23 protein-coding genes and 1 pseudogene are annotated in these 24,629 nt (G+C 71.7%); 13 read left to right on the plus strand and 11 right to left on the minus strand.

Going from position 1 to position 24,629, the window contains the following annotated elements; genetic code table 11:
• Positions 1–32: 32 nt before the first annotated feature.
• Positions 33–827, plus strand: a complete 795-nt coding sequence (locus tag ACYVF6_RS31785; protein WP_460526382.1) for a hypothetical protein — start codon at positions 33–35, stop codon at positions 825–827.
• Here ACYVF6_RS31785 and ACYVF6_RS31790 read toward each other — a convergent pair.
• The 3 genes from ACYVF6_RS31790 to ACYVF6_RS31800 are packed head-to-tail and all read right to left on the minus strand — an operon-like array spanning position 824 to position 2,612.
• A complete protein-coding gene (locus ACYVF6_RS31790) occupies positions 824–1,435 on the minus strand; it encodes a nitroreductase family protein (RefSeq protein WP_460526384.1) in 612 nt (203 codons plus the stop codon). The two genes, ACYVF6_RS31785 and ACYVF6_RS31790, sit on opposite strands and share 4 nt — an antisense overlap.
• 23 nt (positions 1,436–1,458) lie before the next feature.
• Entirely contained in the window at positions 1,459–1,845 is a 387-nt protein-coding gene (locus tag ACYVF6_RS31795) for a MerR family transcriptional regulator (protein WP_460526386.1), read from the minus strand.
• A 26-nt stretch (positions 1,846–1,871) separates the two neighbouring features.
• Complete coding sequence (locus ACYVF6_RS31800; RefSeq protein WP_460526388.1) at positions 1,872–2,612, minus strand: SDR family NAD(P)-dependent oxidoreductase; 741 nt, start codon at positions 2,610–2,612, stop codon at positions 1,872–1,874.
• Between the two features lie 65 nt (positions 2,613–2,677).
• On the opposite strand from ACYVF6_RS31800, the gene ACYVF6_RS31805 reads away from it, so the two are divergent.
• Complete coding sequence (locus tag ACYVF6_RS31805) at positions 2,678–3,484, plus strand: Fpg/Nei family DNA glycosylase (RefSeq protein ID WP_460526390.1); 807 nt, start codon at positions 2,678–2,680, stop codon at positions 3,482–3,484.
• Here ACYVF6_RS31805 and ACYVF6_RS31810 read toward each other — a convergent pair.
• Positions 3,460–4,032 (minus strand): dihydrofolate reductase family protein, encoded by a 573-nt coding sequence (locus tag ACYVF6_RS31810; RefSeq protein WP_460526392.1) that lies wholly within the window; start codon positions 4,030–4,032, stop codon positions 3,460–3,462. The genes ACYVF6_RS31805 and ACYVF6_RS31810 overlap by 25 nt on opposite strands.
• A 203-nt stretch (positions 4,033–4,235) precedes the next feature.
• Here ACYVF6_RS31810 and ACYVF6_RS31815 point away from each other — a divergent pair, with 203 nt between their 5' ends.
• The 3 genes from ACYVF6_RS31815 (at position 4,236) to pdxR (ending at position 6,820) form a co-directional block, all read left to right on the plus strand.
• Entirely contained in the window at positions 4,236–4,532 is a 297-nt protein-coding gene (locus ACYVF6_RS31815; RefSeq protein ID WP_460526394.1) for a hypothetical protein, read from the plus strand.
• Positions 4,505–5,311, plus strand: coding sequence for an MFS transporter (locus tag ACYVF6_RS31820; RefSeq protein ID WP_460526396.1), 807 nt, complete (start codon positions 4,505–4,507; stop codon positions 5,309–5,311). The genes ACYVF6_RS31815 and ACYVF6_RS31820 overlap by 28 nt, the downstream gene beginning before the upstream one ends.
• A gap of 75 nt (positions 5,312–5,386) precedes the next feature.
• A complete protein-coding gene (pdxR, locus tag ACYVF6_RS31825) occupies positions 5,387–6,820 on the plus strand; it encodes a MocR-like pyridoxine biosynthesis transcription factor PdxR (RefSeq protein ID WP_460526398.1) in 1,434 nt (477 codons plus the stop codon).
• A gap of 14 nt (positions 6,821–6,834) precedes the next feature.
• On the opposite strand, the gene ACYVF6_RS31830 is transcribed toward pdxR, so the two are convergent.
• Entirely contained in the window at positions 6,835–7,824 is a 990-nt protein-coding gene (locus tag ACYVF6_RS31830; protein WP_460526400.1) for a helix-turn-helix transcriptional regulator, read from the minus strand.
• 60 nt (positions 7,825–7,884) lie between these two features.
• Between ACYVF6_RS31830 and ACYVF6_RS31835 the strand changes: the two genes are divergently transcribed.
• On the plus strand, positions 7,885–8,442 hold the full coding sequence (locus ACYVF6_RS31835; RefSeq protein WP_460526402.1) for a mycothiol transferase: 558 nt from the start codon (positions 7,885–7,887) through the stop codon (positions 8,440–8,442).
• Positions 8,439–8,756, plus strand: coding sequence for a DUF1905 domain-containing protein (locus tag ACYVF6_RS31840; RefSeq protein ID WP_460526404.1), 318 nt, complete (start codon positions 8,439–8,441; stop codon positions 8,754–8,756). Before ACYVF6_RS31835 ends, ACYVF6_RS31840 begins: the two co-directional genes overlap by 4 nt.
• Before the next feature lie 461 nt (positions 8,757–9,217).
• Here ACYVF6_RS31840 and ACYVF6_RS31845 read toward each other — a convergent pair.
• The 4 genes and pseudogenes from ACYVF6_RS31845 to rimO form a co-directional block, all read right to left on the minus strand.
• A pseudogene (locus ACYVF6_RS31845) lies at positions 9,218–9,451 on the minus strand (helix-turn-helix domain-containing protein); the annotation flags it as partial.
• Between the two features lie 89 nt (positions 9,452–9,540).
• Positions 9,541–10,041 (minus strand): CinA family protein, encoded by a 501-nt coding sequence (locus ACYVF6_RS31850; protein WP_460526406.1) that lies wholly within the window; start codon positions 10,039–10,041, stop codon positions 9,541–9,543.
• Positions 10,038–10,637, minus strand: a complete 600-nt coding sequence (pgsA, locus tag ACYVF6_RS31855) for a CDP-alcohol phosphatidyltransferase family protein (protein ID WP_460526408.1) — start codon at positions 10,635–10,637, stop codon at positions 10,038–10,040. Before pgsA ends, ACYVF6_RS31850 begins: the two co-directional genes overlap by 4 nt.
• Positions 10,637–12,085, minus strand: a complete 1,449-nt coding sequence (gene rimO / locus ACYVF6_RS31860) for a MiaB/RimO family radical SAM methylthiotransferase (RefSeq protein WP_460526410.1) — start codon at positions 12,083–12,085, stop codon at positions 10,637–10,639. The genes pgsA and rimO overlap by 1 nt, the downstream gene beginning before the upstream one ends.
• A gap of 330 nt (positions 12,086–12,415) precedes the next feature.
• On the opposite strand from rimO, the gene ACYVF6_RS31865 reads away from it, so the two are divergent.
• The 6 genes from ACYVF6_RS31865 to ACYVF6_RS31890 are packed head-to-tail and all read left to right on the plus strand — an operon-like array spanning position 12,416 to position 20,090.
• Positions 12,416–12,646 carry a hypothetical protein gene (locus ACYVF6_RS31865; RefSeq protein WP_460526412.1) on the plus strand — a complete coding sequence of 77 codons (231 nt, stop codon included), beginning with the start codon at positions 12,416–12,418 and terminating at the stop codon, positions 12,644–12,646.
• Entirely contained in the window at positions 12,643–13,764 is a 1,122-nt protein-coding gene (locus tag ACYVF6_RS31870) for an ATP-binding protein (RefSeq protein ID WP_460526414.1), read from the plus strand. The genes ACYVF6_RS31865 and ACYVF6_RS31870 overlap by 4 nt, the downstream gene beginning before the upstream one ends.
• Positions 13,757–15,994, plus strand: a complete 2,238-nt coding sequence (locus tag ACYVF6_RS31875; protein WP_460526416.1) for a DUF5682 family protein — start codon at positions 13,757–13,759, stop codon at positions 15,992–15,994. Before ACYVF6_RS31870 ends, ACYVF6_RS31875 begins: the two co-directional genes overlap by 8 nt.
• Complete coding sequence (locus ACYVF6_RS31880; protein ID WP_460526418.1) at positions 15,991–17,109, plus strand: vWA domain-containing protein; 1,119 nt, start codon at positions 15,991–15,993, stop codon at positions 17,107–17,109. Before ACYVF6_RS31875 ends, ACYVF6_RS31880 begins: the two co-directional genes overlap by 4 nt.
• Positions 17,106–18,827 carry a hypothetical protein gene (locus tag ACYVF6_RS31885; protein ID WP_460526420.1) on the plus strand — a complete coding sequence of 574 codons (1,722 nt, stop codon included), beginning with the start codon at positions 17,106–17,108 and terminating at the stop codon, positions 18,825–18,827. Before ACYVF6_RS31880 ends, ACYVF6_RS31885 begins: the two co-directional genes overlap by 4 nt.
• 24 nt (positions 18,828–18,851) lie before the next feature.
• Positions 18,852–20,090, plus strand: coding sequence for a cytochrome P450 family protein (locus tag ACYVF6_RS31890; RefSeq protein WP_460526422.1), 1,239 nt, complete (start codon positions 18,852–18,854; stop codon positions 20,088–20,090).
• Here ACYVF6_RS31890 and ACYVF6_RS31895 read toward each other — a convergent pair.
• On the minus strand, positions 20,087–21,700 hold the full coding sequence (locus ACYVF6_RS31895; protein WP_460526424.1) for a glucuronyl esterase domain-containing protein: 1,614 nt from the start codon (positions 21,698–21,700) through the stop codon (positions 20,087–20,089). The two genes, ACYVF6_RS31890 and ACYVF6_RS31895, sit on opposite strands and share 4 nt — an antisense overlap.
• Before the next feature lie 216 nt (positions 21,701–21,916).
• Positions 21,917–24,577, minus strand: coding sequence for an FtsK/SpoIIIE family DNA translocase (locus ACYVF6_RS31900; protein WP_460526426.1), 2,661 nt, complete (start codon positions 24,575–24,577; stop codon positions 21,917–21,919).
• Positions 24,578–24,629: the final 52 nt, after the last annotated feature.

The raw sequence follows: 24,629 nt of genomic DNA on the forward strand, positions 1-24,629 counted from the left end.
GAATATTTCGCCAGTGAAGTATCGTATTCGTCATGACCGCGAACGATCAACGCACGGCGGCTGTGGCAGCTGCCGTCACAGCACTGATGCGCGCCGGGCAGTTCGACCTCGGCGCCAACCTGCTCGCCGCCGATGACTCCGCCGATCCGGTGATCCTGCTGGCCCGCGCTGAACTGGAGCTCGAACGCGACTTCTGGTTGCGTACGAACAGCAGCGAGCCCGCGGTGGCGGCACTCGAGGCGGCCGCCGACCGCTCCGGGGATCCGGAGCTGCGCTGGGAGGTCGGCCTGCTGCGCCTCCGCCAGGACTACAGCCGCAGGCTGTTCGACGACACCGGCGCGTTCGTCCGTCCGGACCGGCACTCCGCCGAGCTGAAGGCCTCGTTCGCCGAACGGGCCGCCACGATCCACGCGACCGCTCCGAGCACCGGACCGGGCAGGGGCTGGGCGGCGTTCTGGCGCGGCATCGTCACCGAGAACGTCGTGGGTGACCCGAGCGGCGCCGACCCGCACTACTCCGAAGCCCTGGCGGTCGGCGAGCAGCAGGGCAACGACATCCTCACGTCGTACGCCCTGCGTCATCTGGGTGCGCACGCCGACCCGGAGACCGCCCGGGACTACCACCTGCGCTCGCGACGGCTTCGGCAGGCGGCCGGCTTCGTACCCGGTGCGCTGGCCGAGCAGCTCATGCTCGCCGAGCTCGAGATCGAAGCAGGGCAAGGCGAAACCGGCCGGGTGCTGGCCGCCGAAGTGCACGAGTGGGCGACCGCGCTGAGACTGGACGGACTGGCCGGCTTCGCCAAGCAGGTGGCGGCGAGCGAAGACTAGATCGCCGTGGTTCCCCACTGGCCGCGATGGACCACCTCGTCGAGGCCGCGCCGGCCACGCGTGAGCGACGGTGACTTCTTGTCCGGCAGGCGATGCCCGACAGCGATCACGCCGACCGGCTGGTAGGTGTCGGGCACGCCGAACTCGCCGCGGAAGCTCGCGGTCTTGGCCGGCGGAATGCCGAAGAAACACGCGCCGAGACCCTCGTCGGTGGCCGTGAGCAGGATCAGCAGCGCCGCCATCCCGGTGTCGATGTCCCAGTAGGGCACCGGCCACCGCGACTCGTCCTTGTCGGCCCAGCCCTTGTCGGGCTCGGCATAGCGGTCGAGATAGGCCTGCTTGTTCGACAACGCGACGATCAGCACCGGGGCGTTCATCATCGCCGACAGCCAGCTGTCGCGGAACTCGTCCTCGACGGTGGCCTTCCAGTAGCGCGCCACGTCGTCCGGTGTGGACAGGACGAGGAAGCCCCACCCCTGGCTGAACCCCGCGGACGGGGCATGCAGGGCGTTCTCCAGCATGCGCTCGACGATCGCCGGATCCAGCGGCTTCGTCTTGTCGAAGTTGCGCACCATGCGTCGGCGGTGTACGACGTCGTGGAAGTCCATCACCCAAGAGTGCCGTACGCCCGCTACTCCGCTTCGGAGTTGCCTACTCCGAACAGCTCCGCCCGCCGCCTCGCGACGGTGCGGGCCAGCCGGTCGCGTACCACGTGCAGCTCGGCGATCCGCTCGTCCAGCTCCGAAAGCCGCAGCTGGGCGACGCGCACCCATTCCTCGCAGGCCGGTGCCACCCGGACGTCGCCGTCGGCGTCGCAGAGCAGGAACGGCTTGATGGCTTCGCTGGGAAGGCCGAGCGCGAGCAGGTGGCGGATGTTGCCGACCCGTACGACATCGGACTCGTCGTACGTGCGGTAGCCGTTGCGTCGCCGGTCCGGGGACAGCAGGCCCTGGCTCTCGTAGTAGCGAAGGGCGCGCGTCGTGGCGCCCGTCCGTTGTGCCAGCTCGCCGATCCGCACAGTCGCTCTCCTCCAGGACTCAGGTCTCAGGCCACGGCCATACCGCCGTCCAGCACGAGCACCGTGCCCGTGAGGTAGGCCGCCGACGGCGTGCACAGTTCCACGATCCAGTGTGCGACCTCCTCCGGTACGGCCAGCCGGCCGAGCGGGATCCCGGTCAGGTACGCGGCCCGGGCCTGCTCGGCCCGCTCGGCCGGCACGCCACCGTTCTCGACGATCGCCGTCTCCGTCACGCCTGGCGAGACACCGATGACGCGGACTCCGCGCGGGCCCAGCTCGACCGCCCACGTCCGCGTGAGGTAGTCGAGCGCGGCCTTGCTCGCGCCGTACACCGAGGTCCGCGTCCAGCCGCGGCCGTTCGAGGCGAGCATGCTGCCGACGTTCACCACCGTGCCGTGGGTGCGCTCGAGCAGCGGCAGCACGGCCTGGGTGAGCCGGATCGGTGCGACCAGGTTGGTTTCGAGCTGCGCGGCGATGTCGGCGTCGGTGAGCGCGCCGAGCGGCTGCGGACGCATGACGCCGGCGTTGTTCACCAGTGCGTCCAGCCCGCCGAGCCGTTCCTCCGCCGCGGCCAGGATCGCCTCGGCAGCATCCGGAGCGGTGATGTCGGTCTCGAACAGCTCGATGGCTGGGACGCCGTCGGCGGTCTCGGCAAGCGCCCGTTTCGTCCGGCCGACGATCAGGACGTGGGCGCCGCGGCCGGCGAACGCACGCGCGGCAGCCCGGCCGATCCCGCTGCCTCCGCCGGTGATCAGAACTCTCTGCATGCGGACCAGCCTCGACGTTGACGCCAGGGACAAGGTCAAGCGTCCGGCGCGGGAGAATGAGCCACATGCCAGAAGGGGACACGGTCTGGCAGACCGCGCGGCGGCTGCACACGGCGCTGGCCGGCCTGCCGCTGACGGCCGCCGACCTGAGGGTTCCGCAGCACGCCACCGCCGAGCTGGCCGGTCAGGTCGTCCTCGAGGTCGTCTCGCGCGGAAAGCACATCCTCACGCGGCTGGACTCCGGGCTGACGCTCCGAACGCACCTCGGCATGGACGGATCGTGGTGGCTGCGCAGGCCCGGCACCCGCCATCCGCCGGCCGAGGAGCCGGTCCGGGCGCTGCTGGAAACCGAACGTGCGTTGGCGATCGGCTGGCGGCTGGCCCGCGTCGACCTCGTACCGACGGCCGACGAGGCCTCGATCGTCGGGCATCTCGGGCCGGACCTGCTCGGCGCCGACTGGGATCCGGCGGAGGCCGTCCGGCGGTTGTCCGCCCAGCCGGAACGGACGATCGGCGAGGCGCTGATGGACCAGCGCAACCTCGCCGGCATCGGCAACCTCTACCGCGCCGAAGTGCTGTTCCTGCGCGGCATCCACCCGACGACGCCCGTACGCGCGGCCGGCGACCTGACCGCGATGGTGAAGCTGGCGCGCCGGCTGTTGCACCTCAACCGCGAGCACCCCGAGCAGGCGACGACCGGCGACCTGCGCAAGGGCCGGCAGCACTACGTCTACGGCCGGGACGGCCGGCCCTGCCTGCGATGTGGCACGAAGGTGAGCCGCGGCGAGCTGGACGGGCGCATGGTGTGGTGGTGCGCCTCGTGCCAGCCCGCCGCTCCCGATGCGGCTCACTCGGACCGGGCCGGCCGGTAGGTCAGCAGGAGTACGTCCGGGCCGACGCTGCGCGACTCCACCAGCTTCAGCTCGGCCGGGGTGCCGCCCTCGAACAGCCGCTTGCCGGTGCCCAGCACGACCGGGTGCACCATCAGGCGGTACTCGTCGACCAGATCGTGCTCGCGCAACGCCGCGACCAGCGCGGCGCTGCCCGCCACCAGGATGTCGCCGGCGTACTGCCGCTTCAGCGCGGCGACCTCCGGCGGCAGGTCGCCCGAGAGCACGGTGGTGTTGGTCCAGGCGGGATCCGCGAGCGTGCGCGACACGACGTACTTCGGCATCGAGTTCATCTTCTCGGCGAACCCGCTCTTGTCCTGCATCGTCGGCCAGGCGGCCGCGAACCCCTCGTAGGTGACCCGGCCCAGCAGCTGGGCGTCGGCCGCCTGCAGCTCCTCGAACTTGAACCGCATGCCGTCCGGCGCCGGATGCTTGAAACTCCAGCCGCCGTGCTCGAAGCCCTCGGCACCGCCCGGGTCCTCGATGACGCCATCCAGCGTGACGAACTCGGATACGACGACGTTTCCCATGATGTTCTCCTCGGTTTGGCTCGGGTGGAGCTCGGTTGAGCCGCCGGAAGTTCGGCGACACGAGAAACGTAGGCGGGAACACCGGGCCGGCAGCAGATCCAATTCGACGACCGGAGAGTGGTCCACTTGCGCGCAACCGGACCACTGATCCGAGCGGGAATTGGACCTGATGCCGGGCCGGTTGGCGGACTTACGTTCACTCCATGACTACTTCTGGGACTACCACCACTCGCTTGCTGACCCGGCCGCTGCTGGCCGTTTGCCTGGCCGACTTCGCCGGCCTGACCGGCTTCTACCTGCTGCTCTCCGTCGTACCGGCGTACGCGGCCGAGCACGGCGCGGGCCGATCCGGCGCCGGGCTGACCACCGCCGCGCTGATGGTGTCGACGGTCGCCGCGGAGTTCGCGGCGCCGCGGGCGGTGGCCCGGTTCGGCGCCCGGCCCGTGCTCGCCGCCGGCCTGCTGCTGCTCGGTTGCCCGCGTTGCTGCTGCCGCTGCTGACAACCTGGTACGCCGTTGCCGCGAGCGGCCTGCTGCGCGGTGTCGGTCTCGCGATCCTGTTCGTCGTCTGCGGAACGCTAGGTGCCGAGCTGGTGCCGGCCGAACGGCGTGGCGAGGGGCTGGGCCTGCTGGGCATCGTCGCCGGGCTGCCGGCTGTGTTCGGGATGCCGCTGGGACTGTGGCTGGCCGAGCGGGCCGGGTACCCCGTGGTCTTCGTCGCCGGCGCGGCCGTCGCCCTGGCCGGGCTGGCCGCGGTGGCGGCTTTGCCGTCCGGCCGTACCGTCGCGGCCGGCGAGACCAGCGGTCCGGCCGGGCCGAGCCTGGCGTCCGCGTTGCGTACCGGCGCACTGGTGCGGCCGGCGCTCTTGTTCGGCTCGACCGCGATGGCGGCCGGCGTGTTCGTGACGTTCCTGCCGGGTGCGCTGACGGCCGGCGCGTCGGGCCTGGCCGCGCCGGCCCTGCTGCTGCAGTCGGTGGCCGCGACCGCGAGCCGCTGCTGGGCCGGCCGTTGGGGCGACCGGCACGGCGCGGCCCGGCTGCTGGTGCCAGCGTCGTCGTGGCCGCGGCCGGCGTGTTCGGCATGGTGTGGGCCGGCAGCCCGGTCGCGGTGCTGGCGGGCAGCGTGGTGTTCGGCGCCGGCTTCGGCGTCGCGCAGAACGCGAGCCTCGCGATGCTGTACGACCGGATGCCCGCCTCCGGCTACGGCGTGGCCACGGCCTTGTGGAGCGTCGCGTACGACGGCGGGCTGGGTCTGGGTGCGGCGGGGTTCGGGCTGCTGACCGGCTGGACCGGGTACAGCACCGGACTGGTCATCGTCGGATGCGTCCTGCTGCTGACCACTACGCTCGGATCTCGTGCCGATCGAGTGGGCCGGCCTCGGGCCGCAACTCCTCCTGACGATCGACCGCTCCCAACCGGAGCCGTTGCGATCGCAACTGGAGAACGGCTTGCGTGACGCCATCCGCGGCGGCCGCCTCGAGCCCGGCGAACGCCTGCCCTCCTCCCGCGAGCTCGCCCGCCAGATCGGCGTCTCCCGCGGCCTGGTCCAGGACTGCTATTCCCAGCTCTACGCCGAGGGCTACCTCACCGCCCAGGTCGGCTCCGCCACCCGCGTCGCCGCCACCGGTACGACCCCGAACACAGGCGCCACACCGGCCTCGCCTCCTCCGGCACCGGCAGCCGCGGCCCAACGCCTGATCGCCGACTTCGCCACCGGCGTACCCGACCTCGCGAGCTTCCCGCGCACCGACTGGATGTGGGCGCAGCGCGAAGGCATCCGCGACGTGCCGACGGCGGCCCTGGACTACGGCGACCCGCGCGGCAGCGAGATCCTGCGGGACGTCCTCGCCGGCTACCTGCGGCGCGTACGAGCGGTCGCCGCGGGCGCCGGGCAGATCGTGGTGTGCGGCGGGTTCGCCGAAGGGCTCGGCCTGACGCTGCGGGCGTTGCACCGGTCCGGCGTCCGCGTGATCGCGTTCGAGGACCCCGGCTACGGCGACGGTACGACGGTCACCGCCGCCCGGCGGATGGGCATGAAGCCGCTGCCCGTCCCCGTCGACGAGCACGGCCTGGACGTCGAAGCACTCGCCGCCACCGGCGCCCGGGCCGTGGTCACCACGCCCGCGCACCAGTGGCCGACCGGGGTCGTCCTAGCACCCGAACGCCGGCACGCCCTGGTCGCCTGGGCGAACCGGACCGGCGGCTTCGTGATCGAGGACGACTACGACGCGGAGTTCCGCTACGACCGCGAGCCGGTCGGTGCCATCCAGGGTCTGGCGCCGGACCGCGTCGCCACGATCGGGACCGTCAGCAAGTCGCTCGTGCCGGCGATCCGGCTCGGCTGGGTGGTGTGCCCGTCCGAGCTCCTGGACGCGGTCGCCGAGGAGAAGCAGCTCGCCGACCGGGGCTCACCACTGCCCGACCAGCTGACGCTGGCGAAGCTGATCGAGTCGGGCCGGTTCGACCGGCACCTGCGCCGCGTACGAGCGATCTACGCCGGGCGCCGAGAGGTGCTGACCGAGGCGCTGGCCACCCATGCACCCGAGGTCCGGCTCACCGGGCTCGCGGCCGGCTTGCACGCCGTCGTCCACCTGCCGGCCGGCACCACCGAGACCGCGGTGATCGCCGCCGCCCGGGCCCGCCGGGTCGGGCTGCAGGGCATGAGCACCTGCCGCGCCGACGGCTCGACCACGCCGCCACAGCTCGTACTCGGCCTCGGGAACCTCACCGAGCGGGCGATCCGGAGCGGCATCGCGGCGATCGCCGACCTCCTCCAGCCTTCGCCCTGACGACGTAAGCGGTGCTACTCCGGCTCGGCAGGCGGGCTGCTGTCGTCGTCCGCCACGACGGCGGCGAGCGCCCGTTCGCCGAGCAGGCGCACGGTGTGCTTCAGCTCCGGGCCACCGACGATCCGGTACGGCACCGGGATCGCGGCGAGCAGCTCGGCGTACCAGTAGGGGTTGCTCGTGGTCCCCACCAGCCGGCAGGTCTCCTCCCCGACCGCCTCCAGCCGTCCCAGCGTGCGCGGCACGCAGCGAGCGATCCGGTCGAACGACCCGTCGATGACGACCTCGGTGTCGTACTCCCAGCCCGCCGACAGGTGCTCCTCCAGCATCGCCACCGGGTCGAGATCGGCCGGCACGGTGAACGTCTGGTTGAGCACCTCGACCGAACGCACCCGATCGACGCGGTACGCCCGCATCGCGTCCTTCGACACCGCGCGGCACAGGAGATACCACCGGCCATGGCGTACGACGACCGCCCACGGCTCGACCTCCGAGACCCACTCGGTGCCCGCCTCCGAGCGGTACCCGAGCTGGACCCGTTGCCGGTTGCCGCAGGCCTGCACGAGCGCCGTTGTCGTGCCGGGATCTGGCCGCGCGGCGGACCGGTCCGGGGCAGGCGCCGTCGCGCGCCGGACCGCCTCGGCCTGCGCGGCGACCGGCTCGGGCAGCGCTCGTACGATCTTGCCGAGCGCGCTGCCGACCGGATCGGTGGGATCGCTCGCGTTGTGGTGGCCGTCGAGTACGGCCATGACCAGGCCGAGCGCCTCGGTGGCGCTGAACATCAACGGCGGCAGCCGCAGCCCGCGGCCCACGCGGTAGCCGCCGTACGGCCCGCGGACCGACTCGATCGGGATCTCGGCCTCGCGGAGGATCTCGACGTAACGCCGGGCCGCCCGCTCCGAGACGCCGAGCTTGTCGGCGATCCGGTCGGCGGTGATGCCAGGGCTGGCCTGGATCAGCTCGAGGGCCAGCAAGGCCCGAGCGGTGGGACTGGTGTCGTACGGCATCAGAGTTTTCTTACGGGATCCGGAAGCAGAACGTCCGGAATTCAGCTTAGCGTGCGCGGTATGAGCAACCAGATCGTTCTCGGCACGAGCTTCGACGACGTGCCCGCGCCGGCCACCGAGGCCGACGGACTGCTGTTCGCCATCGAGCGGGTCCGCGCCCAGTTCGCCTGGAAGATCGGCGGGGTCGACTCGGCTGGACTCAACCAGCCCCACCCGCCGTCGACCATGACCCTGGGCGGGCTGATCAAGCACATGGCCGGCTGCGAGGAACGAATGATCGCCACGTGCCTGACCGGGGAGCCGCTGCCGGCCCCGTGGGACGCGGTCGACCACGACGAGGACCGCGACTGGGAGTGGCGTACGGCCGCCGACGACACGCCCGAGGAGCTCTACACGCTCTGGCAGGCGGCGGTCGACCGTTCCCGGAAGGCGGTGGCTGAGGTGCTCGCCGACGGCCCGCTCGACCAGCCGTCGAAGCTGACCTGGCCGGACGGCTTGAGCCCGAACCGCCGGCGGATCCTGATCGATCTGATCGAGCACTACCTCCGCCACACCGGCCACGCCGACCTCCTGCGCGAGGCCATCGACGGAGTGGTCGGCGAGGACCCACCACGATGAGTGCGGGCATGATGGCCGGCATGCACCTGGAGTTCAGCGGCGAGATCTTCTACTGGCGCGGGCCGGCGCCGTTCTACTTCGTGCGCATGCCCGAGGAGGAGAGTGCCGAGCTGCACGCCATGTCGTCCGTACTCAGCTATGGCTGGGGCTGCATCCCGGTCGAGGCCCAGGTCGGCGAGACCGAGTGGAAGACCGCGCTGATCCCGAAGGACGGCCGCTACCTCGTACCGCTGAAGGACAAGATCCGCAAGGCCGAAGACCTCGAAGACGGCGACGACGTGACGATCGTCCTCACCACCGGCGACCCGCAGTAGCGCCAACGACCTACGGCGGCGGCCCAAGGCAGCCGCCTGCCACCGCAGCCATCCGGCCATCGCAGGAACCCAGCCGCCGCAGCCACCGCAGCTACTCGGCCACCGCAGCAGCCACCCTGGACAAAAAGCAGCCGCGGCCCGCCAGAAGGCGAGCCGCGGCGATGGAGCCTTTGTCAGGCGGCAGCGACCACGTCGGGGTGGTTGTCGGGGGTGGAGATGCGCTGCGAGTCGATCAGGCGCGTCTCCAGCCGCTTCGACAGCGCCGGCAGCACACCCGCCGAAGCCGGTTCGAGCTCGCCGGTCGCCGACAGCTCGTGCGTCGAGGTGAACTCGTGGCTGAGCGAGTTGGTCGGCGTGAGGTCGCGGGACGGAACGAGCTCGCGTTCGCGCTCGGCGCCTGCCGGAACCAGTTCGCGCTCGCGCTCGGCGCCTGCCGGTGCGGCCTGCGCAGGAACACCCTGCTCGACCTGGGCCAGCTCTTCGCTGACTTCCTGCAGCACGGTGGAAAGCGGCACGTCCAGCGCCGCGCAGATCGCGGCCAGCAGCTCGCTGGACGCTTCCTTCTGCCCGCGCTCGACCTCGGAGATGTAGCCCAGGCTCACCCGGGCGTCAGCTGAAACCTGTCGGAGGGTGCGACCCTGCCGCATGCGCTGGCGGCGCAGCACGCCACCGAGCAGGTGACGAACCAAGACCATGTGATCGCTCCCCTCACTGTGCCTTCTGCCCATATCCAACGACCGGACGCTTCTGCACCGGCATCACCACCGTACCCGTGTTTCGGCTGTCATGCCGACACCGCACCGTGTGTGTCTGCCAGCACCTCTTGCAACAGCTCCAGCGCCGCGTCGACCGTACCCTCGCGGATCTGGTCCCGGTCGCCGGAAAGCCGCAGCTCACGGACGCGATCGGCGCACGCGATGAACACCGTCCCGACCGGTTGCGCGCCGTGCGGCTCAGGCCCCGCCACGCCGGTGGTCGCCAGGCCGTACGTCGCACCCAGCCGCTCGGCCGCGCCGGACGCCATCGCCAGTGCGGTGTCCGGATGCACCGGACCGTTCGCGGCCAGTTGCTCCGCGGGTACGCCGAGCAGGCTGACCTTCAGCTCGACGGCGTACGCCACCACGCCGCCCCGGTAGACGCTGGACGCGCCCGCCACCGAGGTGAGCGCCGCTCCCAGCAGGCCGCCGGTCAGCGACTCGGCGGTCGCCACGGTCTCCCGGTGTGCGGCGAGCAGCTGCCGGCAGCGCTCCGCGACCGCTCGCCGGCCGGCGTCCGGCAGGTTCACCTGCGCCGGCCCTCCGCACGCAGCTTGTACGCGCGAGCGAGGTAGTCGAGTCCGGTCGCCACGGTGAGCAGCACCGCCGCGATCATCACGACAACGGCGATGCGGTGCGCGATTCCCTCCGCTGGCAGCGGCAGCAGGTAGAGCCCGATCGCCACCGACTGCAGCAACGTCTTGGTCTTGCCGCCCGGGCTGGCGGCGATCACGCCGTACCGGATCACCCAGAACCGCAGCAGCGTGATGCCGACCTCGCGGACCAGCACCACGATCGTCACCCACCACCACAGCTCGCCGACGATCGACAGCCCGACCAGCGCCATGCCGATCAGCGCCTTGTCGGCGATCGGGTCGGCGAGCTTGCCGAAGTCGGTGACCAGCCCGCGCCTGCGGGCGATCTCGCCGTCGGCCTTGTCGGTCAGCGCCGCGATCCCGAACACGATGAACGCCGCGATCCGGGACCCGAAGTCGTGGCCGCCGTCCCTGAGCAGCAGCCACGCGAAGACCGGGACCAGGACCACCCGCACCAGCGTCAGCAGGTTGGCGAGGTTCCAGACACTCGGCCGTTCGGCGGCAGCCGGCACGGACGGCGAGTCGCTCATCACTCGACGACCTTCGCGATCAGGTCGACACCGTCGGTCTCGACGACCTCCGCGGACACGATGTCTCCGACCGCCGCCTCCGAGCCCGGCACCAGCCGCGTGGATCCGTCGACCTCCGGGCCCTGGTGCTCGGCGCGTCCTTCGGGGGTGCCGTCTTCGAGCGACTCGACCAGGACCTCGACCCGCTCGCCGATCCGGTCCTCCGCGCGCTGGGCTGTGAGCTCCTCGGCCAACTCCGTGACCCGCTCGACCCGAGCGAGCACCTCGTCCTCGTCGAGCTTCTCGGAGTCGGGGAAGCCGGCCGCCTCGGTGCCGTCCTCGTCGGAGTAGCCGAACACGCCCACGACGTCGAGCCGGGCCGCCTCCAGGAAGCCGCAGAGCTCGTCGACGTCGGCCTCGGTCTCGCCGGGGAAGCCGACGATCACGTTGGAACGGATGCCAGCCTCGGGCGCCAGCGCGCGGACCTGCTCGATCAGGCCGAGGAACCGTTCGGTGTCGCCGAACCGCTTCATCCGGCGCAGCACGGTCGCGCTGGAGTGCTGGAACGACAGGTCGAAGTAGGGCACCACGCCGTCGATCCCGGCGATCGCCTCGATCAGCCCAGGCCGGGTCTCCGCCGGCTGGAGGTACGACACGCGTACCCGCTCGATGCCGTCGAGCGCGGCCAGGGCAGGCAGCAGCTCGGTCTCGAGCAGGCGGAGGTTGCCGAGGTCCTTGCCGTACGACGTGGAGTTCTCGCTGACCAGGAACAGCTCCTTGACACCCTGGGTGGCCAGCCAGGCGGCCTCGGCGACGATCTCCTCCGGCGGGCGGGACAGGAACGCGCCACGAAAGCGCGGGATCGCACAGAACGTGCAGCGCCGGTCGCAGCCGGAGGCCAGCTTCAGCGGGGCGTACGGTCCGCTGCCGAGCCGTCGCCGGTGCACGCGCGGGCCCGATGCGGGTGCGACGCCCTCGGGCAGGTCGGGCGCCACGGCAGCGTGCCCGGGCACCGCGAGGCCGGCCGCTGCCCGGTCCACGGGCGTGATCGGCAGCAGCTTGCGGCGGTCCTGGGGCGCGTGCGCCTCGTGTTTGTCACCCTCGAGCAGCGAACGGACGCGCGCCGCGATGTCGGGGTAGTCGTCGAAGCTCAGCACGGCGTCGGCCTCGGGCAGCGCCTGGGCGAGCTCCTTGCCGTAACGCTCGGCCATGCAGCCGACTGCGAGCACCGCCTTGGCCTGGCCGTTCTCCTTCAGGTCGGAGGCGGCCAGCAGCTGGTCGACGGAGTCCTTCTTGGCGGCCTCGACGAAGCCGCAGGTGTTGACCAGCACGGCCTGAGCGTCCTCGGCGTCGTCGACGAGCTGGAAACCGCCCTCGGCCAGGCGAGCGGCGAGCTCCTCGGAGTCGACCTCGTTACGGGCGCAGCCCAGCGTCACCAGGGCAACGGTCGTCGGTTCGGTAGCTGTCATTTGGCCCCAAGTCTCCCCTATCCAGGCCCCCACCCGCCATCTCGGGCTCGCCCTGCGGATCCGCAGCGGCGCCGCGTGGTTCGAAGGTCCGTCGGCGGGCTGTGTGAAGATCCGTCCCATGACGACGTGGGTCGACGCCAGCGACGGCTACCAGCTGGCGTGGATGCTCGGCTCGTTCCCGGTGCCGGCGGCCCTGCTCACCGAGCTTGGGGACCTGGCCGACCTGCGCGGGTTCGCGCTCGGCGTCGAGCAGGTCGTTCCGCAAGTGGCCGGAGAAGGCGCCCGACGGCCGACGCCGGCACCGGCAGGCGGTCGCCACCCTGGTCGAGCATGGACTCGTGGTCGAGGAGAAGCGCGCGGGCGGGCCGTTCGGCGTTCCTGCCGGGCGCCTGGGTGCGGGCCAAGCCGCCGAACCTTCCGCTCGAACGTGCCAGGCTCGACTCAGTGGGCCTTCACCTGTCCGACGACGGCACGGTCCACGGCTGGCCGCCCCGCTGGCTGCCGCTGCGTCCGTTGCCCACGCTCTTCGCCGAGGCCTGGCAGAAGGAGAACGCCCGATGACCGATGACCGCCGGCAGGCAGAGCCGGCCGAGGTGCGCTACGCCGACGAGCTCGCCGCCCTGGCCGAGAGCGACGACGAACCCCGGCCGCGCGGCTGGCGGCTGTCGCCGAACGCGGTCGTGCGGTTCGTGATGGGCGGCGAGCACCTGCGTGGCCCAGGAAACAGCATCGAGATCACGCCGAAGTTCGTCGGTGACCGCGCGCTGGTCGAGCGGGCCGTGGTCACGCTCGCCGGCGAACGCGGGCTGCTGCTGGTCGGCGAGCCCGGCACCGCCAAGTCGATGCTGTCGGAGCTCCTCGCCGCGGCCATCTCCGGCGGCAGCGCGCTCACCGTCCAGGGCACGGCCGGCACCACCGAGGAGCACCTGAGGTACGGCTGGAGCTATGCCCTGCTGCTCGCGAAAGGCCCGTGCGAGGAGGCGCTGGTCCCGTCACCCGTGCTGACCGCGATGCGTACCGGCGCGCTGGTCCGGGTCGAGGAGGTCACCCGCTGCCTGCCGGAGGTGCAGGACGCCCTGGTCTCGATCCTGTCCGAACGCCGGATCGCCGTTCCGGAGCTGGTCTCGGAGCCCGCCGGTCAGATCTTCGCCCGCGACGGGTTCAACGTGATCGCGACCGCCAACCTCCGCGACCGGGGCGTGTCGGAGATGAGCGCGGCGCTCAAGCGGCGGTTCAACTTCGAGACCGTGCCGCCGATCGGCGACCTCGACGCCGAGGTCGCACTGGTCCGGCGGCAGGCGGCGAGCGCGCTCGAACGCCACGGCCGGCCGCTGGACGTCGACGACGCCGTGCTGCACGCGCTGGTCACGACGTTCCGCGACCTGCGCAACGGGCAGTCGGCCGAGGGCTGGCCGGTCGAGCGTCCGGCCTCCGTACTCAGCACGGCCGAGGCGGTCGGCCTGGCCACGTCGCTCGGCCTGCAGCAGGCCTACCTCCGGGTGCCGGAGCCGCTCGCGCTGCTGCCGGGCTACCTCGTCGGCACCGTACGCAAGGACGATCCGGCCGACCAGGGCCGGCTGCTGGCCTACTGGGACTCCACCGTGCGCCGGAGGGCCGAGGCCGGCACCAAGGTCTGGCGGCGGCTGTACGACCTGAGGCACCTGCTCGGCGATGAATGAGCTGCCTGATCCCGAAGCCGCGTTGGAGACGCTGAGCGCGGCCCGATCGCCGTACCTGATCGGAGTACGCCACCACTCTCCCGCGCTGGCGTCGGCCGTTCCCCGGCTGCTCGACGACCTCGGGCCCGACGCCGTACTCATCGAGTTGCCGTCCGACCTCGACGACTGGCTGCCGTGGCTCGGGCATCCCGAGACGGTCGCTCCTGTCGCACTTTCGGTCGCCGACAAGACCGGCGCGCTGCTGTCGTTCCTGCCGTTCGCCGACTTCTCGCCCGAGCTGGCCGCGATCCGCTGGGCGGTCGCGCACGACGTTCCGGTGCACGCGATCGACCTGCCGTCCGGGCACCACGAAGCCGAGTCCGGCGGGTCCGAGCAGGGCACGATCGGCGCGGCGCTGCTGCGTACCACCGGAATCGCCACCAGCGAAGAGCTCTGGGACCGGCTGGTCGAGGCGCGGTCGTACGGCAGCGCGCCCGAACGGATCCGGCGGGCGGCGCTGGCGATCGGCTGGGCCTGGCGGGTCGACGCCGAGCATGGGCCCAGGAATGTCACCGTCGGCCGGTCGGAGCTGGTCCGCGAGGCCTGGATGCGCAAGCGGATCAAGGAGATCGGCGCCGAACGTCCGGCCGCGGTGATCGGCGCCTTCCACGCACCCGCCCTGGTCGACCTCGAGTTGCCGGACAAAGCTCCACGCAGCAAGGCCGTTCCGGTCGTGAGCGCGCTGGTGCCCTACGACTTCGGCCTGCTCGACTCGCGATCCGGCTATCCCTCGGGCATCCGCGACCCCGAGTGGCAGCAGGCGGTCTACGAGGCGTCCGGTGAGCCCGGCGCGATCGACCACGCGGCGGCGCACCTGATCACGCGGCTGTGTGCCCGCCTTCGTAAGGACGGACATGTCGCGGGCATCCCCGACAGCCGGGCGGCCTACCGGATCGCGGCCGACCTCGCGGTGCTGCGCGGGCTGCCCGCGCCCGGGCGGCGGGAGCTGGTCGAGGCGCTGCGTACGGCGCTCGGCCAGGGCGAGGAGTTCGGCCGGTCGCGTGCGGTGGCGCGGGCCGCGCAGTACGCCCTGGTCGGCAATCGCCAAGGCAGGCTGGCGAAAGCCGCGCCGCGCGCCGGGCTGGTGCAGCACGTCGAGGCGTTGCTGGCCGAGCTGCGACTGCCCAGGCGCGGCGACGAGATCCGGCTCGACCCGTTCACCTCGCCGCTCGACCGACGGCGGCACGTCATGCTGTCCAGGCTGCGCGCGGCGCGGGTGGAGTTCGCGCGCGAGCGGCTGCTCGAAGGCCTCGCCGGCGCGCCCTCGCTCGGCAGGGCCTGGTGGCTTTCCTGGACGCCGTCGACCGCCGCGACGCTGGAGCTGGCCGGCCGCTACGGCTCGACGCTGCGGGTCGCCGCCGAGGGTGCGCTGCGCGAGACCGTACGGCTGAACGAGCCCGCCGCGCTTCCCGGCCTGCTGGCGACGGCCGCCGAGTGCGGGCTGGTGGAGCTGACCGCCGAGCTGGGCGACCGGCTGCGGCGCGATTTCGTGGCGGTCGCCGGGTTCGGCGAGCTGGTCGGCGCGTACGACCTGATCGAACGAGTCGCCGCCGGCAACGTGCCAGGCATCGAGCCCGGACAAGTGGAACTTGCCGGTGCACTGGCCGCACTCGCCGCGGCGGCGGTCGGCGCTGTGGGCGGCATCGCCGGCTCCCAGGACGCGGGTGACGCCCGGGCGGTGTTGGCACTGGTCCAGCTCGTCCAGCGCCAGCGCGACAAGCTCGGCGAGGAACGGCTGCGCTGGGAGCTCGACCGGCTGCGTTCGACGGGCGGCCCCCTGGCCGAGGCGGCGGCCGCGTCCGCCCTTGTGCTGTTGGGATCCGGCGACCAGCGAGAGCTGTCCGATCGCCTCGTCGGCTGGGTCGACGGCGAACCCAGCAAGCTCGCGGCCCGCCTGTCCGGCGCGCTGACGGTGGCGGCGCCGCTGCTCGAGGCCTCGTCCGACCTGATCGACCCACTCGTCGACCGCGTAACCGCCTGGCCCGACGACGACTTCCTGACCAGACTGCCCGACCTGCGCCACGGCTTCGAAGCCCTCGCCACCGCCGACCGTGCCCGGCTGCTGACCGAGATCGCCCAGCGTTTCGGTGGCGAGGCCGCGCCCCTCGCCTACCCACCGGAATCCCTGGCCCTGTGGGCATCGGCCGACCTGGCCGGCCGCGCCGCCGTCGACGCGTTGGAGTTGCCGTGATCTCACCGATCGACCGGTGGCGGCTCGTCCTCGGGCAGGAACGCGATCAGCTGCAGCCCAACGTCGCACCGTATGGCGCGGCGCTCGACGCTCTCTACGGTGACGGCCATGGCGAGGGCTCGCTCACGCTGGCACCCGACGGCACCGGTGGTGGCGCGGGCGGCGGCCGGCACGCGCCGACCACGCGCGAGTGGGCCGAGGAGATCGAGGCGCTGTTCGGCAAGCGCGTCCGCGAGGAGCTGCTCACCCGCGCGGCCGAAGCCGGGCAGGTGGAGGCACTCGCGCTGATCGACCCCGAACAGGTACGCCCGTCGGTCGACCTGCTGCGTACCGTCCTGTCACTCGCCGGCTCGCTGCCCGAGGCGAAGCTCGCCGCTCTGCGCAGGCTGGCCGATCGGATCATCGAACAGCTGACCCGTGAGCTCGCCAACCGGATGCGACCCGCGCTGGGCGGGATGGCCACGCCACGGCCGACCCGGCTGCCGCGCGGCCCGCTCGACCTCGGCCGCACGCTGCGGGCCAACCTCCACACCGCCCGCCGCGACGGCGACCGCTGGCTGGTCGTGCCGGAGCGCCCGATCTTCCGGACGCGGGCCCGGCGCAGCGCCGACTGGGACGTCTGGGTCGTGGTCGACGTGTCGGCGTCGATGGAACGCTCGGTCGTCTACAGCGCGCTGGTGGCGTCGATCCTGCACGGCGTACCGGCGCTGTCGGTGCGGCTCGTGACGTTCTCCGACGACGTCGTCGACCTGTCCGAGCTGGTGCCCGACCCGTTGTCGCTGCTGCTGGAGGTGTCGGTCGGCGGCGGCACCGACATCGGCGCCGGGCTGCGGTACGTCCGCGACCGGCTGCGCGTACCCACCCGCACGATCGTCGCGCTGGTGTCCGACTTCGACGAAGGCTCCTCGATCGGACGGCTGCTCGCCGAAGTACGGCTGCTGGCCGAGTCCGGCGCCCACGGCATCGGACTCGCGGCCCTCGACGACGAAGGCGCACCCGCCTACAACAAGGCGGTCGCCGAACGGGTGGCCGGCGCCGGCCTGCCGGTGGCCGCGCTCTCACCGGGCGAGCTGGCCGGCTGGATCGGCGAACGCGTACGCCAAGGAGCCCGGTGAACGCGAAGCCACCTGCCATCTCACCGGGCCTGCTCGCCACCCTGCTGGAGGCGGTACCCGCACGGGTACGCCGGCGCATCGAGGCCGAGCCCGAGCTGGCCGCCGGCTGGAAGTGGACCGCGGCCGACGACGGCTGGCAGGTCGACACCGGCTCCGAGACCGTCACGCTGGCCGGCGCCGAGCTCTCCGAGGCCGCCCAGCTCAGCTGCACCTGCCTGCTCGCACCACGGTGCGCACATCTCCTGGCGGTCGCCCACCAACTCGAGCTGGCCGATGCCGAACCCGATGCGGCCGAACCCGATGCGAAGGACACGAAGCCCGACCAGCCAACCGCCGGCCCGAAGGTCACCGCAGTCGAGCCGGTCGAGTTGTCGCCACGACAGCGGCGATCAGCCACGGAAGCATGGCACGCGGGCGCCGGCCTGCTCGCGTCCGGCGCCCACGGCGGTGACGCGCTCCGGCTGGCGGCGGTCCTGCGCGCCGCGCACGGCGCCCGCCGGGCAAAGCTGCACCGGCTGGCTATCACCGCAACCCGCGTCGCGACCCAGCTGCGTGCCCGTTCAGCGGACGACCCCGGGTTCGGCCTGCACCGGTACGCCGACGACCTCGCCGAGCTGCTGCTCCTCTCCCACCGGCTCGAAACCGCGGCGGGCCACGCCGACCCGGAGCTGATCGGCGTGGCCCGCCGCGCGTACGCCCCGATCGCGCCGAGACGGCTGTACGGCATCTGCACCGAGTCCGTGCACACCGCGTCGGGCTACGCCGGCGTCGTCACCCACCTGGCCGACGCCGACGGCGGGCTCTGGTCGGTCTCCAACGTCGCCCCGATCCCCGGCGGCTACCGCGAGCTCGCCGGCCTCGGCGGGCTGGCGGTCGGCCACCACGAGCTCGGCCGCCTGTGCGTCGCCGCGCAAGGGCTGTCGGCCAGCGCCGACGGCCGGCTCAGCCTCGGCGGCGGCTCCACCGCTCTCCGCGGCCCGGCCTCCGACTGGACGCTCGACCCGCTCGCCGGCCTGTGGAGCCGCCCGCTCGCCGACCAGCTCGACCACGTCAGCCGGATGAACGAAACCACCCTGGTCTTCCTCACCGCGACCGTCCTCGGCCTGTGCGACGACGGCCTCGCGCTCAGCGTCGACGGCGGCACGCTGCTGGCCACCGTCCCCGTCGACAACGCCCGCTGGGTCGCCAACCTCCGTCGCCTCGCCGGCCATCCAGGCATGGAGGTACACCTGGTCTGCCGCGCCGATCCCAGTCGCCCGCCGTACGTCACACCGCTGGCCTGTGCCCAGACCGAGCAGCTCAGGATGCCCGCCCGCTGGGCCGGCCGGGTCAACCTCGGACTCGACCAGCTGGCCGGCCGCTCCGACCCGACGCTGGTACCGAGCCCACTGGCCGACGACGAGCACGACCCGCTGGCCGGCCTTCGGCGGATCCTGCACCGCGTCGTGCTCGGCGGCCGTACCGTCGTCGCCGGATCGAGAACGCTCGCCCGCGAAGCCGGCGCGTTGCGAAACCGCCAGCTCGGCACCGCCGCCGACCTGCTCGAGGAGCTCGCCGACGCCGCCCGCGAGACCCGGACCACCTCACTCGACGAGCGGGTGCCGGTGCCGCCGGACCGGTTCGCCCGCGGCTGGCTGGCCGCGATGACGTATGACCGCACAGTACGCACACACCTTGCCAAATCCCGTTGGCCCGTTGGAAGATCGCGGCACGAATAGCCGCGGAAGGACGTTGGACTGGGCATGTCGCAGACCACCTCGCACACTGGGCCGCAATCCGGTCCCTACGAGATCGACGAGTCGTTCCTGCAGGACCCGCACGAGGTCTACGACCTGTTACGCGCACAGGCCCCTGCGCACAAGGTGCGGTTGCCGTTCGGCACCGAGGCCTGGGTCGTCACCCGCTACGACGACGCGCGTGCCGCGCTCTCCGACCCGCGGCTGTCGAAGGACATGTCTCGCGCCCAGGAGTTCTGGATGCGGGCCTACGACAACGTGAGCGACGAGGTCGCCGAGACCTTCGACCAGTCGTTGTCGGCGCACATGCTCAACGCCGACCCGCCCGACCACACCCGGCTGCGCAGGCTGGTCAACAAGGCGTTCACGGCCCGACGGGTGGAGGCGCTGCGACCGCGGATCGAGGAGATCACCGAGTCGTTGCTGGACGCGATGGCCGGCCAGGACGAGGTCGACCTGCTGGAGTCGTTCGCGTTCCCCTTGCCGATCACCGTGATCTGCGAGCTGCTCGGCGTGCCGATCGAGGATCGCTCGGACTTCCGCAAGTGGTCGGCGCTGATTCTGTCCGACACCGGTGACGAGGTTTCGGCCTCGCGCCAGATGGCGGGCTACCTCCGCGACCTGATCGCCCGCAAGCGCGCCTCCGGCGGCGACGACCTGCTGCACGCACTGCTCGAGGCCAGCGACGACAACGACCAGCTCAGCGAGCACGAGCTGATCGCGATGGTGTTCCTGCTGCTGGTCGCCGGCCACGAGACCACCGTCAACCTCATCGGCAACGGCGTGCTCGCCCTCCTACGTAACCCGTCCCAGCTGGAGCTGCTGCGAGCCGATCCGGCGTTGCTGCCCGGCGCGGTCGAGGAGTTCCTGCGCTACGACGGGCCGATCAACCTCGCCACGTTCCGCTGGACCGTCGAGCCCGTCCGGCTCGGCGACGTCGAGATCCCGATGGGCGAGTTCGTCCTGGTATCGCTGCTGGCCGCCAACCACGATCCCGGCCGCTTCGCCGACCCGTCCAAGCTCGACGTCACCCGGCCCGCGGGTGGGCACGTCGCGTTCGGCCACGGCATCCACTACTGCCTCGGCGCGCCGCTGGCCAGGCTGGAGGGCGAGATCGCGATCGGGCGGCTGCTCGAACGCTTCCCCGGCCTCCGCCTGGCATCCGAGCAGCCGGCCGGCCTGCGCTGGCGCGCCTCGACCCTGATCCACGGGCTGGAGGAGCTCCCCGTCAAGCTCGCTGGCTAGGTGGCACCGCAGGCCGGGCTCAGGCCCGAGCCCGTACCTGTGCCCTGGAACCCGAACTCCGTCGTCTGCCCGGCGGCGAGCGCGCCGTTGTAGGTCACGTTGGTGAACGTCACCGCACCCGAGTCACCAGTCCGGTTGGCACTCCAGCCGCTGGTGATGGCAGCTCCCGCCGGCAACGTCATCGCGACCGACCAGCCGTTGATCGGCGACCCTCCGGCCGTCACCCGAATGGTGGCGACGAAGCCACCTGTCCACTGGTTGACCGTGACCGTGGCCGAGCAGCCGCCGGGTTGAGGGGTCGGAGTGTCCGTCGGCGTCACGGTCGGCGTGACCGTCGGCGTCGGCGAGGAGGAGCCGTCGGTGAGCGTGGGCGTGGTCCAGTCGCGCCAGTCGGCGAGGTTGCCGGCCTTGCGGCTCGAGATCCGGAACGTACCGGCCGCGTTGCCGGTCTTCAGCAGGAACTTCTGGATGTTCTGCTGCAACGGCGTCCGCCACTCGGGCCTGGACGCGCAGTGCGTTCCGTCCTGCACGTCGGACCAGTACGTGATGTTGTCTCCCGCGCCCAGCGCCTTGTAGACCTCGGCTCCACCCAGCGCGGCGACGCTGCCTGACCTCGCGGCCAGCCAGTCGATGTGCGGGTTCTCCATGATGAACAGCCCGCGCGGCGCGACCATCGCGACCAGTTCGTGGGTGTCGACCGGCAGCGTGTTCGGGTTGCCGGTGAACTGGCTGAACGCGTCGCCCAGCCAGGGCTGCTCGCTGTAGGCACTGCTCAGCGGCTGCGCTCCGGACTCGCCGGGAATGCCGCGGAAGATCGGCGCGCCCGCACTGCCGGACTCGATCGGCATCGTCAGCGCGATCCGCTGGTCGAGCACGCCGACCGCGAACGCGCCCTTGCCGTACCGCGAGCAGCCTGTGACACCGATCGCGTCGGCTTTGAGAACGTTGCCGCCGGACTGCTCGACGACGTCGATGATCCGGCTCGCGCCCCACGCCCAGGCGGCCAGCAGGCCGGTGCTGCTCGTGTTGCCGTAGATCGTGTAGAAGGCGCCCTGCTTGTTGTTGCGCGGCGTGCCCTCCCGGCCGACGGCGAGCGGGTCGTAGCTGATGACGGCCGCACCACTGGCCCGGATCGTCGCGGTGTCGGCACCGAACCCTCCGACGACGATGACAGCTGGGAACGGGCCGGAACCACCGGTGGTCGGCAGCTGGACGCCGGCCGAGAAGCTCGCGGTCCGGCCGTTCTGCGACACGTTCACGGTCACGCTCGAACTGGAGACCGTGCCCGTGACGGACGCCGGCTTGCCGGGCTTGTCGCCGTAGACGTACCTGCCCGTCAGCGCCTTGATCTCCGCCCGCCTGCACCGCCAGTCGGCCTTGGTCGTGATCCGGGTGCCGTTCAGTCTCCGGAACGGATCGGGAAGCCGGGAGTTGGACGGCAGCGTGCCAGGCAGCGCGACCTGGCAGTCCGCACCGTCGTCCTCGACAGCCGCCAGCGCCGGCTGCTGGCTGGCCGCGACCACGGCGATCGCCCCCGCGATCGCGAGCGCCAGGGTCGTGAACAGCACGATGAACGTACGAAGTCTGGAGTGGGCCGTACTGATGCTCACCGGGGGTCTCCCTCCACTTGGGTGCCAGTGCCCGGCCGGTCGCTTCAGCAGCATGCGAATGAAATATTCCGATACTTCTCCGGAAAGAGTCTAGGTGCGACGACGACGAGAGGTCAACGAATCCGACCGTCCGTGGCCGCACCGGCCTCCCACTACGCCTGAGAGCACAGCCGTAAGGACAGAAAATCCGATCGGAATCCAATCGAAAGTTTCGGGCTACTCTTCTTCGCCGCGCAGCGAGGCCAGCGCCTCTTCCATGTCATCCGGCTTGATCAGCACGTCGCGCGCCTTGGAGCCCTCGCTCGGCCCCACCACGCCACGGCTCTCCAGGATGTCCATCAGCCGGCCGGCCTTGGCGAAGCCGACCCGCAGCTTGCGCTGCAGCATCGACGTCGAGCCGAACTGTGTGGTGATGATCTGCTCGGCCGCCTGGATCACCAGGTCGAGGTCGTCGCCGATGTCGTCGTCGATCTGCTTCTTGGCCGGCGCGGCCGTGACGTCCTCGCGGTAGGTCGGAGTCAGCTGCGCCTTGCAGTGCTCGACGACCTTGCGGATCTCGACCTCGTTGACCCACGCGCCCTGGATGCGGATCGCCTTGCTGGCACCCATCGGCAGGAACAGCCCGTCGCCCTGGCCGACCAGCTTCTCCGCACCCGGCTGGTCGAGGATCACCCGGCTGTCGGCCATCGAGGAGGTGGCGAACGCCAGCCGCGACGGCACGTTCGCTTTGATCAGACCGGTCACGACGTCGACCGAGGGCCGCTGCGTCGCGAGCACGAGGTGGATGCCCGCGGCTCGCGCGAGCTGAGTGATGCGCACGACCGCGTCCTCGACGTCGCGCGGGGCGACCATCATCAGGTCGGCGAGCTCGTCGACGATCACCAGGAGATAGGGGTACGGCGCCAGCACCCGCTCGCTGCCGGGCGGCACCGTGACCTTGCCGGTGCGTACGGCCTTGTTGAAGTCGTCGACGTGCCGGAAGCCGAACGCGGCCAGGTCGTCGTAGCGCCGGTCCATCTCCGACACCACCCACTGCAGCGCCTCGGACGCCTTCTTCGGGTTGGTGATGATCGGGGTGATCAGGTGCGGGATGCCTTCGTAGATGGTCAGCTCGACGCGCTTGGGGTCGATCATGATCGTGCGTACCTCGTCGGGCGTGGAACGCATCAGGATCGACGTCATCATCGAGTTGATGAAGACGGACTTTCCGGCACCGGTCGCGCCCGCGACCAGCAGGTGAGGCATCTTCGCGAGGTTGGCGACCACGAAACCGCCCTCGACGTCCTTGCCGAGCCCGATCACCATCGGGTGATGGTCGGACCGGGCGGCACTGCTGCGCAGCACGTCTCCGAGTGTGACGACTTCCTTGTCGGTGTTGGGGATCTCGATACCGATCGCGGACTTGCCGGGGATCGGCGACAGGATCCGCACGTCGGCGCTGGCGACGGCGTACGAGATGTTCTTGCTGAGCGCGGTGACCTTCTCGACCTTGGTGCCGGCGCCGAGCTCGACTTCGTAGCGCGTGACCGTCGGCCCGCGGGTGTAGCCGGTGACCTGCGCGTCGATGTCGAACTGCTCGAGCACGTCGGCGAGACGGTCGACGATCGCGTCGGAGGCCTTCGTACGCGGCTTGTGGGCCGAACCCTGGGAGAGCACCTCGCCGGCCGGCAGGACGTAGGTGACGTCGCCCGACAGCGCGAGCTGCTCGACCCGCTGCGGCATCGGCGAGTGCGCCGGGGGCGGGATCGAGCCCTTGTCGGTGCCCTTGTCCCCACCTTTGTCCGGGCCGGCCTTGCCCTTACCGGCATCGGTGTCCATGGCCGGGGCGGCTGCCGGGTCGTCGGCGGGCGACGGTTCGGCCGGCTGCTTCTTCTTGCCTCGCTTGGCGATCTCGCGGCCCTCGAGGACCGGCGAGTCGTAGGGCTTCTCCTGACCGTCTTCTTCGCCGTCGGTGGCGGACTGGCCGACCCGCCGGCGCGACCGCGACCGGCGGTTGAGCGGTACGGTCTCGGGTTCGCCGTCGGCGTTCTCGGCGTCTTCGTCGTCGGCTCCGACGGGCTCGCGTCCGCGCAGCCGGGCCCAGATGTCGCCGAGGCGTTCGGGGATCGCGTGGACGGGCGTGCCGGACACGACCAGCGAGCCGAACAGCGCCAGCAGGACGAGCAACGGCACCGTGACGTAGGCCGTGAGCAGGTCGACCGGGATCGACGACATCACGAACCCGATCGCACCGCCGGCCTCCTGCAGCTTGGCCATGCCGTCGCTCGGGCGCGGGACGCCGTGAGCGATGTGGACCATGCCGAGCACGCCGGCGAGGATCGCCGTCCAGCCGATCAGCTGCTGCCCGCCCGGGCCGTTGCGGTCGGGGTGGCGCAGCGTGCGCCAGGCGACACCGAGCAGGAGCAACGGAACGAGGTAGCCGACGACGCCGACCGTGCTGGCCAGCGCCGTGCGTACGGCGTCACCGACCGTGCCGGGCATGCCCCACCAGCGGGCCGCCGCCGCGACGATCGCGAGGCCGAGCAGCAGCAGGCCGACGCCGTCGCGGCGCAGGTCGGGGTCGAGCTCCCGGGCGCTGCTGCCGATCCGGCGCACGATTCCGCCGAGGAGGTGAGCGAGCCCGAGCCAGATACCGATGAGCAGGCGACCGATCGCCATCAGCAGCTTGCCGAGCAGGCTGGTGTTGGCCGCGCTGCCGCGGCCACGACTGGACGCGGGGCGGCGGGCAGGCGGGCGACGGGAGTTGGTGGTCGTGGCGCGAGTCCGGTCCTGGGACCTGGCCTGCGACCTGCCCTGGGACTTGTTCGGCGGCGTCCCAGCGCGTAACTGTGCCCGCTTCGTGCTCGCCTTCTGGCCAGAGGACGTACGGGTCGCCATGGTGCGTGAGCGTAAAGCACTCAACGTCGAAATTCTGGGAGGCGCGCCGCCG

Source organism: Flindersiella endophytica (assembly GCF_054779015.1).